General features: G+C 64.1%; 11 protein-coding genes. 4 read left to right on the top strand and 7 right to left on the bottom strand.

Going from position 1 to position 14884, the window contains the following annotated elements; genetic code table 11:
* Positions 1-99: 99 nt before the first annotated feature.
* The gene (locus NKI46_RS07855) at positions 100-498 is read left to right on the top strand and encodes an MbcA/ParS/Xre antitoxin family protein (RefSeq protein WP_023681556.1); all 399 of its coding nucleotides are present in this window, start codon (positions 100-102) and stop codon (positions 496-498) included.
* Complete coding sequence (locus tag NKI46_RS07850; protein ID WP_352459084.1) at positions 458-1228, top strand: RES family NAD+ phosphorylase; 771 nt, start codon at positions 458-460, stop codon at positions 1226-1228. The genes NKI46_RS07855 and NKI46_RS07850 overlap by 41 nt, the downstream gene beginning before the upstream one ends.
* Positions 1229-1286: 58 nt before the next feature.
* Here the strand turns inward: NKI46_RS07850 and NKI46_RS07845 are convergent, their stop codons facing one another.
* The 3 genes from NKI46_RS07845 to NKI46_RS07835 form a co-directional block, all read right to left on the bottom strand.
* Positions 1287-2660 (bottom strand): class II 3-deoxy-7-phosphoheptulonate synthase, encoded by a 1374-nt coding sequence (locus NKI46_RS07845; protein WP_352745657.1) that lies wholly within the window; start codon positions 2658-2660, stop codon positions 1287-1289.
* Between the two features lie 135 nt (positions 2661-2795).
* On the bottom strand, positions 2796-6293 hold the full coding sequence (gene mfd / locus NKI46_RS07840; RefSeq protein ID WP_352745654.1) for a transcription-repair coupling factor: 3498 nt from the start codon (positions 6291-6293) through the stop codon (positions 2796-2798).
* A gap of 10 nt (positions 6294-6303) precedes the next feature.
* A complete protein-coding gene (locus NKI46_RS07835; protein ID WP_352745652.1) occupies positions 6304-6591 on the bottom strand; it encodes an FAD assembly factor SdhE in 288 nt (95 codons plus the stop codon).
* 314 nt (positions 6592-6905) lie between these two features.
* Between NKI46_RS07835 and recG the strand changes: the two genes are divergently transcribed.
* Positions 6906-9014 carry an ATP-dependent DNA helicase RecG gene (gene recG / locus NKI46_RS07830; RefSeq protein ID WP_352745649.1) on the top strand — a complete coding sequence of 703 codons (2109 nt, stop codon included), beginning with the start codon at positions 6906-6908 and terminating at the stop codon, positions 9012-9014.
* On the opposite strand, the gene NKI46_RS07825 is transcribed toward recG, so the two are convergent.
* From NKI46_RS07825 to NKI46_RS07810, 4 genes are all read right to left on the bottom strand, one after another.
* Positions 8966-9724, bottom strand: a complete 759-nt coding sequence (locus NKI46_RS07825) for a DUF502 domain-containing protein (protein ID WP_027050381.1) — start codon at positions 9722-9724, stop codon at positions 8966-8968. The genes recG and NKI46_RS07825 overlap by 49 nt on opposite strands.
* Before the next feature lie 92 nt (positions 9725-9816).
* A complete protein-coding gene (glmS, locus tag NKI46_RS07820) occupies positions 9817-11640 on the bottom strand; it encodes a glutamine--fructose-6-phosphate transaminase (isomerizing) (RefSeq protein WP_352745646.1) in 1824 nt (607 codons plus the stop codon).
* Between the two features lie 194 nt (positions 11641-11834).
* A complete protein-coding gene (gene glmU, locus NKI46_RS07815) occupies positions 11835-13208 on the bottom strand; it encodes a bifunctional UDP-N-acetylglucosamine diphosphorylase/glucosamine-1-phosphate N-acetyltransferase GlmU (protein ID WP_023667564.1) in 1374 nt (457 codons plus the stop codon).
* 122 nt (positions 13209-13330) lie between these two features.
* Positions 13331-14080 carry a cytochrome c biogenesis CcdA family protein gene (locus NKI46_RS07810; RefSeq protein WP_023710621.1) on the bottom strand — a complete coding sequence of 250 codons (750 nt, stop codon included), beginning with the start codon at positions 14078-14080 and terminating at the stop codon, positions 13331-13333.
* Between the two features lie 217 nt (positions 14081-14297).
* Here NKI46_RS07810 and NKI46_RS07805 point away from each other — a divergent pair, with 217 nt between their 5' ends.
* Positions 14298-14675, top strand: coding sequence for a COG4315 family predicted lipoprotein (locus tag NKI46_RS07805; RefSeq protein WP_023725729.1), 378 nt, complete (start codon positions 14298-14300; stop codon positions 14673-14675).
* The last annotated feature ends 209 nt before the right edge of the window (positions 14676-14884 follow it).

Genomic DNA, 14884 nt, shown 5'->3' with positions numbered 1-14884 from the left:
GGCGTGCAGCCAATTCCCGGGCACGGGCAAATTTATCGGATCCCGCCTCTTTCCATATGAATTTTCGTGGACTATATTTTCCATGGAAAGAGAGAGGCCATGTCTGTTACACAACCCAATGCTGCCGCCCCTGATCTGACCGCGAAGGCGGCCGAAAATGCGGTTCTGACCAAGGCCACGCTGCGCGCCGCCGAACTCCTGGATATAACCGCCAGGGTGCTTGCGTCGATCATCGGCGTCTCGGAAGCCACGGTTTCACGCATGCGCAGGCAGGAATTCCTGCTGGAGCGCGGCACCAAGCCGTTCGAACTCGCGGTGCTGTTCGTGCGGCTGTTCCGTTCGCTCGACGCCATTGTCGGCGGTGACGAGACGATAGCCCGGGCATGGCTGAAGAACGCCAATACCGCGTTCGATGGCAGCCCGCTTGAAAAGATCCTCACCATTACCGGGCTTGTCGATGTCATTGCCTATCTGGACTCCCGACGCGCTCTCGTCTGAAGCCGTCCGGCTCGACGGCAAATACTGGCGCATGGTCGAGGCGCAGCACCGCGTCTCGACCCTGAAGATCGTTGACACGCTGGACGAACAGGCGCTGCTCGAGGATCTGATCGAGGAGACCAAGCCGCAGATCCCCATGGAATGCAGGCATCTCCACTATCTGCTGGCGACGCCCTTCCGCTACGGCTCGATCTATCCCTACGGCTCGCGCTTCCGCCGCGCCGGCCGCACTCTGGGGGTCTACTACGCGGCGAAGACGATCATGACGGCGGTCGCCGAAATGGCCTTCTACCGCCTGCTGTTCTTCGCCGATTCGCCCGACACGCCATGGCCGCACGACGCCGCCGAATACACCGCCTTCGCCGCCGCGATCCGTACCGACAAGGCCATCGACCTGACGCGGCCGCCGCTCGACCGCGACCGGGCCCATTGGAGGCATCCGACCGACTATGCCGCCAGCCAGGCGATTGCCGATGTCGCTCGCGAGGTCGGGCTGGCGGCGATCCGCTACCGCTCGGCGCGCGATCCGAAGGGCACCAATGTAGCGCTGCTGACATGCCGCGGTTTTGCCAAGGCCAAGCCGCTGGAGCCGCATACCTGGCGCATCCGGCTCGGCTCGTTCGGCGTCCAGGCCATCTCAGAATTTCCGGAGAAGCGGATCGAGTTTTCCAGAACTGCCTTTGCCAACGATCCCCGGCTCAACGGATTGCGCTGGGAACGCGGGCGTTGATCAAAACGAAAAAGCGCCGGATCTCTCCGGCGCTTTCCACTTCAATCTGAAAACGGGTTCAGCCGTTGGCCGCCTGCTTGTGCTGCACGGGATGGCTCTTCTTCAACAGGTCGGAGACGAGGAAAGCCAATTCGATCGCCTGGTCGGCGTTGAGGCGCGGGTCGCAATGGGTGTGGTAGCGGTCCTGCAATTCCTCGGCGGTGATGGCGCGGGCGCCGCCGGTGCATTCGGTAACATTCTTGCCGGTCATTTCGACATGGATGCCGCCGGGATGCGTGCCTTCGGCGCGATGCACCTCGAAGAAGGTCTGCACTTCCTTGAGGATGCGGTCGAACGGCCGCGTCTTGTAGCCGGCTGCCTCGATGGTGTTGCCGTGCATCGGATCGGACGACCACACCACGCTGCGGCCTTCCTTCTGCACCGCGCGCACCAGCTTCGGCAGATGGTCGGCGACCTTGTCGGAGCCGAAGCGGGCGATCAGCGTCAGCCGGCCGGGCTCGTTTTCCGGATTGAGCAGGTCGATCAACTCCAGCAGGCCGTCAGTCGTCAGCGACGGACCGCATTTGAGGCCGAGCGGGTTCTTGATGCCGCGGCAATATTCGACATGCGCATGGTCGGGCTGGCGGGTACGGTCGCCGATCCAGATCATGTGGCCCGACGTTGCGTACCAGTCGCCCGAGGTCGAATCGACGCGGGTCAGTGCTTCTTCATAGCCAAGCAGCAGCGCTTCGTGGCTGGTGTAGAAGTCGGTCTCGCGCAGCGCGTAATTGGTCTCGGAGGTGATGCCGACGGCCTTCATGAAGTCCATCGTCTCGGTGATGCGGTTGGCGAGCATGCCATACTTCTCGCCCTGCGGGCTGTCAGAGACGAAACCGAGCATCCAGCGGTGCACGTTCTCCAGGCTGGCATAGCCGCCCTGGGCGAAAGCGCGCAAAAGGTTGAGCGTCGCCGCCGATTGCCGGTAGGCCATCTCCTGGCGGGCCGGGTCGGGAATACGCGACTTCGGGTCGAACTCGATGCCGTTGATGATGTCGCCGCGATAGCTCGGCAGCGTCACCTCGCCCTTGGTCTCGTTGTCGGAGGAGCGCGGCTTGGCGAACTGGCCGGCGACACGGCCGACCTTCACCACCGGCTGCGCGCCGGCGAAGGTCAGCACCACCGACATCTGCAGGAAGACGCGGAAGAAGTCGCGGATGTTGTCCGCGCCATGTTCGGCGAAACTCTCGGCGCAATCGCCGCCCTGGAGAAGGAATGCATCACCGGCAGCGACAGCCGCAAGCTGCTTCTTCAGCTTGCGCGCCTCACCGGCAAAAACCAGCGGCGGAAAGGTGGCGAGCTGGGCTTCCGTGCTCTTCAGCGCGGCAAGGTCCGGATAGGCAGGAACCTGCTTGATCGGCTTCGCTCTCCAAGAATTCGGCGACCATTTCGTCATCGCTGCACCCAAACGCCTTTTCCAGCAGGCTTTTGCCCGCCATTCCTGCCCCACATGGGGATCGCGGCTCCATACACGAAGCCGATTTCCTATTCTAGACCGGAATTCAAGCGCTGGCGAATGGTAGCCGGCGGGCTATGCGGCCTTCTCCACCAGCCGCGCCAACTGCGTCATGACGACAGCCGAGCCCGCCAGGCGCTTTTCCGCCGTCGGCCAGTCGCGGATGAAGACCACGCTGTGGTCGGCCCTGATCTTGGCCAGCGAGCCCTGTTCGCCGATGTATTTGACCAGCCCGACCGGGTTGGAAAACTCGCGCTTGCGGAAATGGATGACGACGCCCTTGGGGCCGGCATCGAGCTTTTCGACATTGGCCCTGCGGCAGAGCGCCTTGAGGAAGACGATCTTGAGAAGATGTTTCACTTCCTCCGGCAGCGGACCGAAACGATCGATCAGCTCGGCGCCAAAGGCGTCGATTTCCTCCGTGTTTTCGAGATCGCCAAGGCGGCGGTAAAGCGCCAGCCTGAGCTGCAGGTCCGGCACGTAGCTTTCCGGGATCATGACCGCCGTACCGACGGCGATCTGCGGCGACCAGCCGCCATCCTGCACCTCGCCGGAATCCTTCACCTCGGCCACCGCCTCCTCCAGCATCTGCTGGTAGAGCTCGAATCCGACCTCCTTGATATGACCGGATTGCTCTTCGCCCAGAAGGTTGCCGGCGCCACGGATGTCGAGGTCGTGGCTGGCGAGCTGGAAGCCCGCGCCAAGCGTGTCCAGCGACTGCAGCACCTTCAGCCGGCGCTCGGCCGTGTCGGTGAGCTTGCGGTTGGCCGGCAGCGTGAACAACGCATATGCCCGCGCCTTGGAACGGCCGACGCGGCCGCGCAGCTGGTAGAGCTGCGACAGGCCGAACATATCGGCGCGATGGATGATCAGCGTGTTGGCGGTCGGAATGTCGAGCCCGGATTCGACGATGGTGGTCGACAACAGCACGTCGTACTGGCCGTCATAGAAGGCGTTCATGATGTCGTCGAGTTCGCCCGGCGGCATCTGGCCATGGGCCACCGCCACCTTCAGCTCGGGGACGGATTCGCGCAGGAAATCATGGATGTCGGCGAGATCGCTGATGCGCGGAACGACATAGAAGGAATGGCCGCCGCGGTAGCGTTCGCGCAGCAGCGTCTCGCGGATGACCAGCGGGTCGAAAGGCGAGATGAAGGTGCGCACCGCCATGCGGTCGACCGGCGGCGTGGCGATCAGCGACAGTTCGCGCACGCCGGTCAAGGCAAGCTGCAGCGTGCGCGGGATCGGCGTCGCCGACAGCGTCAGCACGTGGACATCGGTCTTGAGGTCCTTCAGCCGCTCCTTGTGCTTGACGCCAAAATGCTGCTCCTCGTCGATGATCAGCAGGCCGAGATTCTTGAACGAGATCGCCGACCCGAGCAGTGCATGGGTGCCGATGACGATGTCGACCTGCCCCTCGGCGATGGCTTTCTTGGTTTCCGCCAGTTCCTTGGCGCCGACCAGCCGCGAGGCCTGGCCGACGCGGATCGGCAGGCCGGAGAAGCGCTGCGAAAAGGTCTTGAAATGCTGGCGCGACAACAGCGTCGTCGGCACCACGACCGCGACCTGGAACCCTTCCATCGCCGCGATGAAGGCGGCGCGCAACGCCACTTCGGTCTTGCCGAAGCCGACATCGCCGCAGATCAGCCGGTCCATCGGCTTGCCGGCGCCGAGATCGTCCACGACGGCATCGATCGCGCCCTGCTGGTCGTCGGTCTCCTCATAGGGAAAGCGGGCCGAGAATTCGCCGTAAAGCCCTTCCGCCGGCACCATGGGCGGCGCGGTACGCATCTGGCGCTCGGCGGCAATGCGGATCAGCTGTCCGGCCATGTCGAGCAGGCGCTTCTTCAGCCGCGCCTTGCGCGACTGCCAGGCGCCGCCGCCGAGCTTGTCCAGCGTCGCCTCGGCTGTGTCAGAGCCGTAGCGCGACAGAAGCTCGATGTTTTCCACCGGCAGGAACAGCCGGTCGTCGCCGGCATAGTGGATTTCCAGGCAGTCATGCGGCGCGCCGACCGCCTCGATGGTGCGCAGGCCGATGAAGCGGCCAATGCCGTGATCGGCGTGGACGACGATGTCGCCGGCCGACAGCGACGACGCCTCGGCGATGAAATCCGACGCGCGCTTCTTGCGCTTCGAGCGGCGGATCAACCGGTCGCCCAGAATGTCCTGCTCGGCGACGACAACCAGCTGTTCGGTCTCGAAGCCGGATTCCAGCGGCAGCACGGCGAGTGCCGCCTGCCCCGGCTCGAGCTTTTCCGCCTCGGCCAGCGTCGCCACAGGCACGAGATTGCCGAGATGGTGCTCGGCCAGGATCTGGCCAAGCCGGTCGAGCGAGCCATCGGTCCAGCCGGCGACGATGACCCGGCGGCGCGCCGCGCGCTCGTCGGCGATGTGTTTTACGACGACATCGAAGACGTTGATGTTTGGGTCAGCCCGTTCCTCGGCAAAGCTGCGGCCATGGCGCGAGCCGCCATGGAAGACCTCCTTGGCCCCGACATCGGGCGCGTCGAAGGCGGTGAAGCCGATGGCTTCGCGCGGTCCGAGCGACGCCACGAGGTTTTCCGGTGAGAGATAGAGCAGGTCCGGCGCCACCGGCTTGTAGGGCACGGCGTCCTTCAAGGCGGCGTCGGCCTGTTTGCGGCGCGCTTCGTAGTGGTCGAGGATCAGCGTGTGACGCTCAGCCAGCGCTTCGTGCGCCAGATGGTCGAAGATGACAGGCGCATCCGGCAGATAATCAAACACTGTCTCCAGCCGCTCGTAGAACAGCGGCAGCCAGTGCTCCATGCCGGCAAAGCGCCGCCCTTCGCTCACCGCCGCATAAAGCCCGTCGTCGCGCTGCGGCGCGCCGAAGGCTTCGATATAGGAGCGGCGGAAGCGGCTGATGGTTTCCGGGGTCAGCGCCACTTCACTCATTGCCTGCAGCGCCATCGACTTGCGCTGGCCGGTGGTGCGCTGCGTGGCGGCGTCGAAGACGCGGATCGATTCCAGCGTGTCGCCGAAGAAATCGAGCCGCAGTGCTTCCGTCCAGCCGGGTGCGTAGAGGTCGAGGATGCCGCCGCGCACGGCGAATTCGCCGATACCGCGCACCGTCGGCACCCGCTCGAAGCCGGAAATCTCCAGCCGCGACACCAGCGCGTTCATGTCGATCTGATTGCCTGGCTTTGCGTGGAAAGTCTGCGCTTCGACCAGATCGGCCGGCGGAATACGCTGCAGCAGCGCATTGGCAGTGGTCAGGATGACGGCGCGATGCGGCTTTTTCGCCAGCGCGATCATCGCCGTCAGCGCATCGAGCCGCTTGGCGGCGGCATCGGAGCCTGGCGAAACGCGGTCATAGGGCAGGCAATCCCAGGCCGGCAACTCCAGCACCGGCAGGCCGGGGGCGGCAAAGGTCAGCGCTTCGATAATCGACGGCAGGCGCTGGCCGTCGCGCGCCACAAACAGCACGGGTTTGTCAGGCGCAATCTCATGGATCGCCTGCACCAGCGCAAAGGCTTCGTAGCCATCGGCAACGCCGTCGACGATGAACTGGCCGGCGCGGCCTTTCGGCAGGCCGATTTTGGGAATGAGGCTCATGGTTGCACGTTTAAAATGTCATGGTCCGGCGCGATGCCAGGATCTTTTGCAGGACGGCACAGTCGATATTCCCGGGAACCGGGCGTTCGCCGGTGACCATGGGCAGGAATTCGGTGTCGGGAATGTCGAGGAGCTTTTCATATTGTTCGATCTCATCGCCGGTCAAGGCGCCGATCTCGTTGTCGGCAAAGGTACCGAGGATAAGGTCCATCTCGCGCATCCCGCGATGCCAGGAGCGGAACAACAGCTTGCGGCGCCTGATATCCAGCCCCTCGCTTGATCGTTTCGTCCCGGTCATCGTGCCGCATCCTTGCTTGGTGCGGCGCATATAGCGTGGATAGAGGGCGGTGTCAGCCTTGCAACGCACGGGTGGGCGGCTAAACATCCCGGGTGTGAAGAACACTCCTGACAACGCTGGTGCCGGACACCGCCCGCACTTCACCCTCCCCCTTGTGGGGAGGGTCGGCGAGCACGCTTCGCAAAGCGAAGCGAGTGAGACGGGGTGGGGGTGCGGCGCTGACCTACCGACTTCCTGGAAAGTTAGACGCGCACCTACCCCCACCCCGCCCCGCTTCGCGGATCGACCCTCCCCACAGGGGGGAGGGTAAAGGCATGCGCCCCTCCCTCCTCGACCCTCTCTTCGTCCCCATCACTTCGCTTGCCGGCGTCGGCCCCAAGGTTGGCGCTCTGATCGAGAAGGTGGTGGCGGCCGATCTCGGCGAACGGCCGGCGCGCCCGGGCGACCTGTTGTTCGTGCTGCCGCACACCGTCATCGACCGTCGCAATCGTCCCGGCATCGCGCTTGCGCCTGCAGGCGCCATCGTCACGCTCGACGTGCGCATCGACCGCCACCAGCCGCCGCCGCGCGGCAACCGGTCGGTGCCTTACCGCGTCTATGCCCATGACGACACCGGCGAGATCGGCCTGATCTTCTTCCACGCCCATGCCGCCTATCTCGAAAAGGCGATGCCGGTGGGCGAGCATGTCGTCGTCTCCGGCCGCATGGAGTGGTTCAACGGCCGCCCGACCATGGTCCATCCCGACCATATCGCCCTGGTGAGCGAGGCGGAAACACTGCCGCTGGTCGAACCGGTCTATCCGCTGACCGCCGGCCTGTCGGGCAAGGTGCTGCGCCGCGCCATCGGCCAGGCGCTCGGCCGGCTGCCGGAATTGCCGGAATGGCAGGACGGCGCCTTCATGCGCAAGCAGACTTTCCCCGCCTTCGCCGACGCGCTCGCCCGCATCCACTATCCCGCGGACCCGATCGATGTCGCCATCGAGGGGGTGGCATGGCGCCGCCTTGCCTATGACGAGCTTCTCGCCGGCCAGGTCTCGCTGGCATTGGTGCGGGCAAAAGTGCGCCGCCTGTCGGGCCGGCCGCTCATCGGCGACGGTCGCATCGTCGAGAAACTGCGCGCAGCCCTGCCCTATTCATTGACCGGCAGCCAGGAATTCGCGCTTGCCGAAATCAATGCCGATCTGGCCGACCCCGAGCGCATGCTGCGCCTACTGCAAGGCGATGTCGGCTCCGGCAAGACGGTGGTGGCGCTGCTGGCCATGGGGCGCGCAGTCGAGGCCGGCGGCCAGGCGGCCTTGATGGCGCCGACCGAAATCCTGGCGCGCCAGCATCTGGCGACAATCACGCCGCTGGCCGAACAGGCCGGCCTGCGCGTCGCTATCCTGACCGGCCGCGAAAAGGGCCGCGAACGCACTGAAACGCTATCAGGTCTCGCCAGCGGCGAGATCGACATCGTCGTCGGCACCCATGCGCTGTTCCAGGAAACGGTGACCTATCACGACCTCGTCTTTGCCGTGGTCGACGAGCAACACCGCTTCGGCGTCCACCAGCGGCTTGCCATCACCGCCAAGGGCGACGCCCCCGACATGCTGGTGATGACGGCGACGCCGATCCCGCGCACTCTGGTGCTGACCGCCTTCGGCGACATGGACGTCTCCAAGCTGACGGAAAAACCGATCGGCCGCCAGCCGATCCGCACCGTCACGCTGCCGCTGGAACGGCTTGACGAGCTGGTCGGTCGCATGCTGGACGCGGTTGCCGACGGTCAGAAGATCTACTGGATCTGCCCGCTGGTCGAGGAATCCGAAGAGATCAAGCTTATGTCGGCCGAGGACCGTTTTGCCTCGCTGCAGCCCTTGTTCGGCGATCGCATCGGCCTCGTGCACGGCCGCATGAAGGGCGCCGAAAAGGACGAGGCGATGCGCGCCTTCAAGGCCGGCGAAACCCGCATCCTTATCGCCACCACCGTTATTGAGGTCGGCGTCGACGTGCCGGACGCCACGATCATGGTCATCGAACACGCCGAGCGTTTTGGCCTGGCGCAACTGCACCAGCTGCGCGGCCGCGTCGGGCGCGGCGACAAGCCTTCTTCCTGCGTGCTGCTCTACAAGGACCCGCTCGGCGAGACGGCAAAGCGCCGGCTGTCGGTGATGCGCGAGACCGAGGACGGGTTCCTGATCGCCGAAGAGGATCTGAAGCTGCGCGGCGAAGGCGAATTGCTCGGCACCCGCCAGTCCGGCACGCCGGGCTTCCAGGTGGCGCGCATCGAGGTGCACGCCGACTTGCTCGAAGCAGCCCGCGACGATGCAAGGCTGATCCTGTCGCGTGATCCGGAACTACAGTCTGAGCGCGGCGAGGCGCTGCGGCTGCTGCTCTATTTGTTCGGCCGCGACGAGGCCGTGCGGCTCTTGCGTGCCGGCTGAGCCAAAGCACCAAGCGGCGGGTTGGCGAGATCTCCGTCGATCGGCTGGCCGTTCATCGTCACCATCTTCGGCTTGACTTCGGGCGCCACCAGCCCGGCCGAGACGATCAGCCTGGCGCCGTCCTCAATCGTCATGTCGAGCAGCACGATGTCGGATTTCGGCACGTACATCAGGAAACCGGTGGTAGGGTTCGGCGTGCACGGCATGAACACGGCGATCATCGGGTCGCCTGCATGGTCGAGCTTCTGGTTGATCTCGGTTTCCTTCTCGCTGGCGACGAAGACCAGCGACCAGACGCCTTTTCGCGGATATTCGACCAGCCCGACCTGGCGGAACATATCGCCCTTGTTCGACAGCACCGTCTGGAATATCTGCTTCAGCGAACCGTAGATGCCGCGCACCAGCGGCATACGGCCAAGCAGCCGTTCGCCGAAATTGACGATCGCGCGGCCGACGATGTTGGCGGTCATGAAGCCGATCAGCGTGATCAGCACGAGCGCCACGATCAGGCCGAAGCCGGGCACCGGAAACGGCAAATAGGTGTCGGGGCTGTAGCGCGCCGGAATGTACGGCTTCACCCAGGAATCGACCCAGCCGACGAACGACCAGGCGATATAGGCGGTGATCGCCAGCGGCGCGCAGACGATAAAGCCTGTGAGGAAATAGTTCCTCAGCCGGGTCATGCCGGAAGTTCTGGGAGCATCAGACATGGTTCACCGGGGACGCGGGTTGCAGGGCCACACTAGTGAAGCGAACGGCGCTTTGGAACCGCGAAGTTTTTAAGACCGCCGATGAGCGCCGACTACTCCACGGTCACCGATTTCGCTAGATTGCGCGGCTGGTCGACGTCTGTCCCCATAAAGACGGCGGCGTAGTAGGCCAGCATCTGGATCGGCAGCGCGTAGATGATCGGCGAGATGATTTCCGGCACGTCGGGCAGGATGATCGCCTCCATCGTCTTGACGCTGACCTGCGCCGCGCCCTTGGCGTCGGTGATCAGGATGATCTTGCCGCCGCGCGCCGCCACTTCCTGCATGTTCGACACGGTCTTTTCGAAGATACGGTCATGCGGCGCGATGACGATGACCGGCATGTTCTCGTCGATCAGCGCGATAGGCCCATGCTTCAGCTCGCCCGCGGCGTAGCCCTCGGCGTGGATGTAGGAGATTTCCTTGAGTTTCAGTGCGCCTTCCATGGCCAGCGGGAAATTGGTGTCGCGGCCGAGATAGAGCACATCCTTGTAGCGCGAGATTTCGCGCGCGATGCGCTCGATCTGCTCCTCGAGCTTGAGCACCTGGTTGGCGTAGCGAGGCGCCTCCGAAAGAGCGCGTACCAGCGTCTTTTCCTCGTCCTTCGAGATCGTGCCGCGGGCCACGCCGGCGCGCACCGCCAGCGAGGCCAGCACCGAAAGCTGGCAGGTGAAAGCCTTGGTCGAGGCTACACCGATCTCCGGGCCGGCCAAGGTCGGCAGCACGACATCGGATTCGCGCGCCATGGTCGATTCGCGCACATTGACGATGGCGCCGATCTTCATGCCGGCCTTGCGGCAATAGCGCAGCGAGGCCAGCGTGTCGGCGGTTTCGCCGGACTGCGAAATGAAGAAGGCCGCGTCATCAGCCGATAGCGGCATTTCGCGGTAGCGGAACTCCGAGGCGACATCGATGTCGACCGGCAGCCGCGCATAGCGCTCGAACCAGTATTTGCTGATCAACCCCGCGAGATAGGCGGTGCCGCAGGCCGAGATCGCCAGCCGGCCGATCTTGGCGAAGTCGAACGGCAGCTCCAGCGGCTTCGACACGCCGGAGACGAAATCGACATAATGCGCCAGCGTGTGCGAGATCACTTCCGGCTGTTCATGGATTTCCTTTTCCATGAAATGGCGGCGGTTGCCCTTGTCGACCATGAAGCTGGTCGACAGTGATTGCTGGCGCTTGCGGGCAACCTCTTTGCCGTCGATGTCGAAGATGGTGACGCCATCGCGGCGCACCACCGCCCAGTCGCCGTCTTCGAGGTAGGTGATGGAATTGGTGAACGGCGCCAGCGCGATGGCGTCGGAGCCCAGAAACATCTCGCCATCGCCATGGCCGACGGCCAGAGGCGGACCATTGCGGGCGCCGACGATGAGGTCCTCGTCGCCGGTGAACATGATGGCCAGCGCAAAGGCGCCTTCCAGCCGCTTCAGCGCCTGGTGCGCTGCCTCGATCGGCTTCAGTCCTTTGGCGAGTTCCCGCGCCACCAGATGTGCGACAACTTCGGTGTCGGTCTGCGACGAGAAGACATAGCCGTCGCGGATCAGCTCGTCGCGCAATTCGGCGAAATTCTCGATGATGCCGTTGTGGACGATGGCGACGCCGTCGGAGAAATGCGGATGCGCATTGGTCTCGTTGGGCACGCCATGGGTGGCCCAGCGCGTATGGCCGATGCCGATCGTGCCATCGAGCGGCTCGTTTTTCAGCAGGCGTTCGAGGTTGATCAGCTTGCCTTCGGCGCGGCGGCGGCCGAGCGCGCCCTTCTCGACTGTAGCGACGCCGGCCGAGTCATAGCCACGATATTCAAGCCGCTTCAAAGCATCGACAATGAGCGGCGCGACTTGGCTCTGGCCGACAATTCCGACGATACCGCACATGCGCCTGCCCCCGATTCACCTGGAAAACCAGTCCCGATGGAAAACCAGCGCTATCTAGGGATTGCCGGCCCGCCGCGAAAGTCACTTTGCGTTTCGTCTGCTGTAACGGAACGCTTCTCAACCCGATGCACCATGACACACCGCTCTTGCAATCCGGTTACCGCAATTCCTCGGTTGTTCAATTGCTTCGGCGGTTAATGGCCGGTGCCGGCCTTTTTCTTCGCCGCTGCGGCAGACGCGAAGCGCTCGCGCAATTCCTTGCCCTTGCCGGGAATGGTCTTCTGGCGGGCGCGGCCGAAGGCCAGCGCATCGTCCGGCACGCTTTCGGTTATGACGCTGCCCGAGGCGATGTAGCCGCCCTTGCCGATCGTAACCGGCGCCACCAGCGACGAGTTCGAACCGATGAAGGCGCCCTCGCCGATGTCGGTGAAAAACTTCGAGTAGCCGTCATAGTTGCAGGTAATGGTGCCGGCGCCGATATTGGCCCCCGCGCCCACACGGGCATCGCCGATATAAGTCAGATGATTGACCTTGGCGCCCTCCTCGATGACCGCCTGCTTGACCTCGCAGAAATTGCCGACCTTGGCTTTCTCGCGGAGATCGGCGCCTGGCCTGAGCCGTGCGAACGGACCGACGTCGCAATTGGCAGCGACGGTCGCGCCTTCGATGTGGCTGAAGGCGTGGATCTTGGCGCCGCCGGCGATTTTCACGCCCGGGCCGAACCAGACATTGGGCTCGACGATCGTGTCGGCGCCGATTTCGGTATCGTGCGAGAAATACACGGTGTCCGGCGCAATCAGCGTTACGCCCGACAGCATCGCCTCGTCCCGACGACGCTGTTGCCAGATGCCTTCCGCCTGCGCCAGCTCGGCCCTGTTGTTGATGCCGAGCGCGCTCTCGAAGCTCGTTTCGGTGGCGACGACATCGAGCCCTTTCGCACTGGCGATCTCGACGATGTCGGTGAGATAGTACTCGCCCTTGGCGTTCTTGTTGCCGACCTTGTCGAGCAGTTCGAGCGCATGAGCGCCGGCCACCGCCATCATGCCGGCATTGCAGAAGCCGATCTTCTTTTCCTCGGCGGAGCAGTCCTTCTCTTCGCGGATGGCGGTGAGCTTGCCACCTTTTTCGATCAGCCGGCCATAGCCGGCCGGGCTGGGCGGACGGAAACCGATCACCACGACGGCCGCGCCATCGGCAAGCTTTTGCCGCGCGGTCACCAGGGCTTCAGCATCGATCAGCGGCGTGTCGCCGAACATCACGAGAATGTCGTCATAACCCGTTGATATTGCACCGCGTGCGGCCAGCACCGCATGCGCGGTGCCGAGCCGCTTCTCCTGCACGAACGTCTCGGCCTTGGGCGCGAACTTCGCCGCTGCCTTGCGCATATCCTCGGCGCCATGGCCGATCACCAGCGCCTGGCTGCGGGCGCCGGCGGCCTCTGCCGCCCTCACCACATGGGCGACCATCGGCAGTCCGGCGATCTGATGCAGCACCTTCGGCGTCGCGCTCTTCATGCGCGTGCCTTCGCCGGCGGCGAGAATGACGGACAAGCAGGATCTCTGGCTCATGGAAGGACAACCGTATGAATGGGATCAGGAATCGCAGAGTGGTAGCATCTGGCACCATGCTGCACCAATGGGGTTAAATTCCGGTGAGGTGATGAGGCAGTTCACTCTCGATCAGCGGATCTCTACCCCAGCCGGCCCAGCACCGGAAAATTCTCCAGCAGCCAGTAGGACACCGTCTGCACGCCGCCGGTGAGGAAGAACACGCCGGCGACGACCAGCAGCGCGCCGATGGCTTTTTCGACGCGGCCGAGATGGACGCGGAACCTGCCGAGGAAGCGCATGAAGGCGCCGGAGAACAGGGCAGCGATCAGGAACGGAATGCCGAGGCCAAGCGAATAGGCGGCGAGCAGCAGCGCCCCCTCGCCCACCGTCTCGCGGCCGCCGGCCAAGGTCAGGATCGGCCCCAGCACCGGGCCGATGCACGGCGTCCAGCCAAAGGCGAAGGCCAGCCCCATGACATAGGCGGCGACCATGCTGGCAGGCTTGCCCTGCGACTGAAAGCGCGCCTCGCGCGACAGAAGTGGTATGCGCAGGATGCCGAGGAAATTCAGCCCCATCAGGATGATCAGCACCCCGGCCGCCATCGCCAGCGGCTCCTGCCAGACGCGCAGCCAGTGGCCGATGGTCGAGGCGCCGGCGCCAAGCGCCACGAACACGGTGGAGAAACCGAGTACGAAGGCGAGCGAGGAATAGATGAGCGCGCCGCGGGCGCCGGCCTTGGCCGTGACGCCAGCATCGTCACCGCGAAAATCGTCGACCGACACGCCGGCCATGTAGCAGAGATAGGGAGGCACCAGCGGCAGCACGCAAGGCGACAGGAACGAGATCGCCCCCGCTCCGACCGCGCTGACATAGCCGATGTCCAATGGCATTCCAGAACTCCAGATTCCCTGGCGCCGATATAGCGGTGCAAACCCGTGTTCGCCAATCACCATCGTGTGGCATTTGGCTACAGATACGCTCCGGCGGACGAATTGTTGGCGGCCAATCCCAAGTTGACCAAGCCGGGGAAGAAATGTCCCTCGCCGAACGTTCACAGAGCGAAGCCGCGATTTCTGCGCGCTTCGTCGGATCACCAGGGAGATTTCCATGAAAACGATCACCGTCGGCCTGGCCGCCCTTCTGCTCAGCACCGCCGCATCCTTCGCCGCCGAAGCGTGGAAGGAAGCGGAAGTCGGTGGCACCAAGATCTACACCGATGCCAATGGCATGACGCTCTATACCTATGACAAGGACGAGAAGGGCAAGACCAACTGCTACGACAAATGCGCCACCAACTGGCCGCCGCTGAAGGCCGAGGACGGCGCCAAGGCGGACGACGAATGGACCATCGTCGACCGCACCGACGGCACGAAGATGTGGGCCTATGACGGCAAGCCGGTCTACACCTTCATCAAGGACAAGAAGGCCGGTGACATCACCGGCGACGGCGTCGGCGAAGTCTGGCACATCGTCAAGGCCGACTGATCGTCCGAACCTCTATCCCGCCCGCCATCGGCGGGACTCGGCTGGCCGCCGGCTCCAAGCGACCCGGCGGCCAGTTCGGCATTTACGGGCAGCACGAACCGGTCGCGGCGCCTTTCCCGGTGGCTCGAAACACGAACCGTCCCAGACAAAAATTTTGTGATCTTCTCCATACACTTTAAGAGTGTATTGCGGCACACGCCTCCGCATTT

Origin of the sequence: Mesorhizobium sp. M0615, from assembly GCF_040320805.1 — a bacterium.
In the GTDB taxonomy this organism is placed as follows: Bacteria; Pseudomonadota; Alphaproteobacteria; order Rhizobiales; family Rhizobiaceae; genus Mesorhizobium.
The sequence above is the reverse complement of the archived record's forward strand: the minus strand, read 5'-3'. Positions and strand labels throughout refer to the sequence as shown.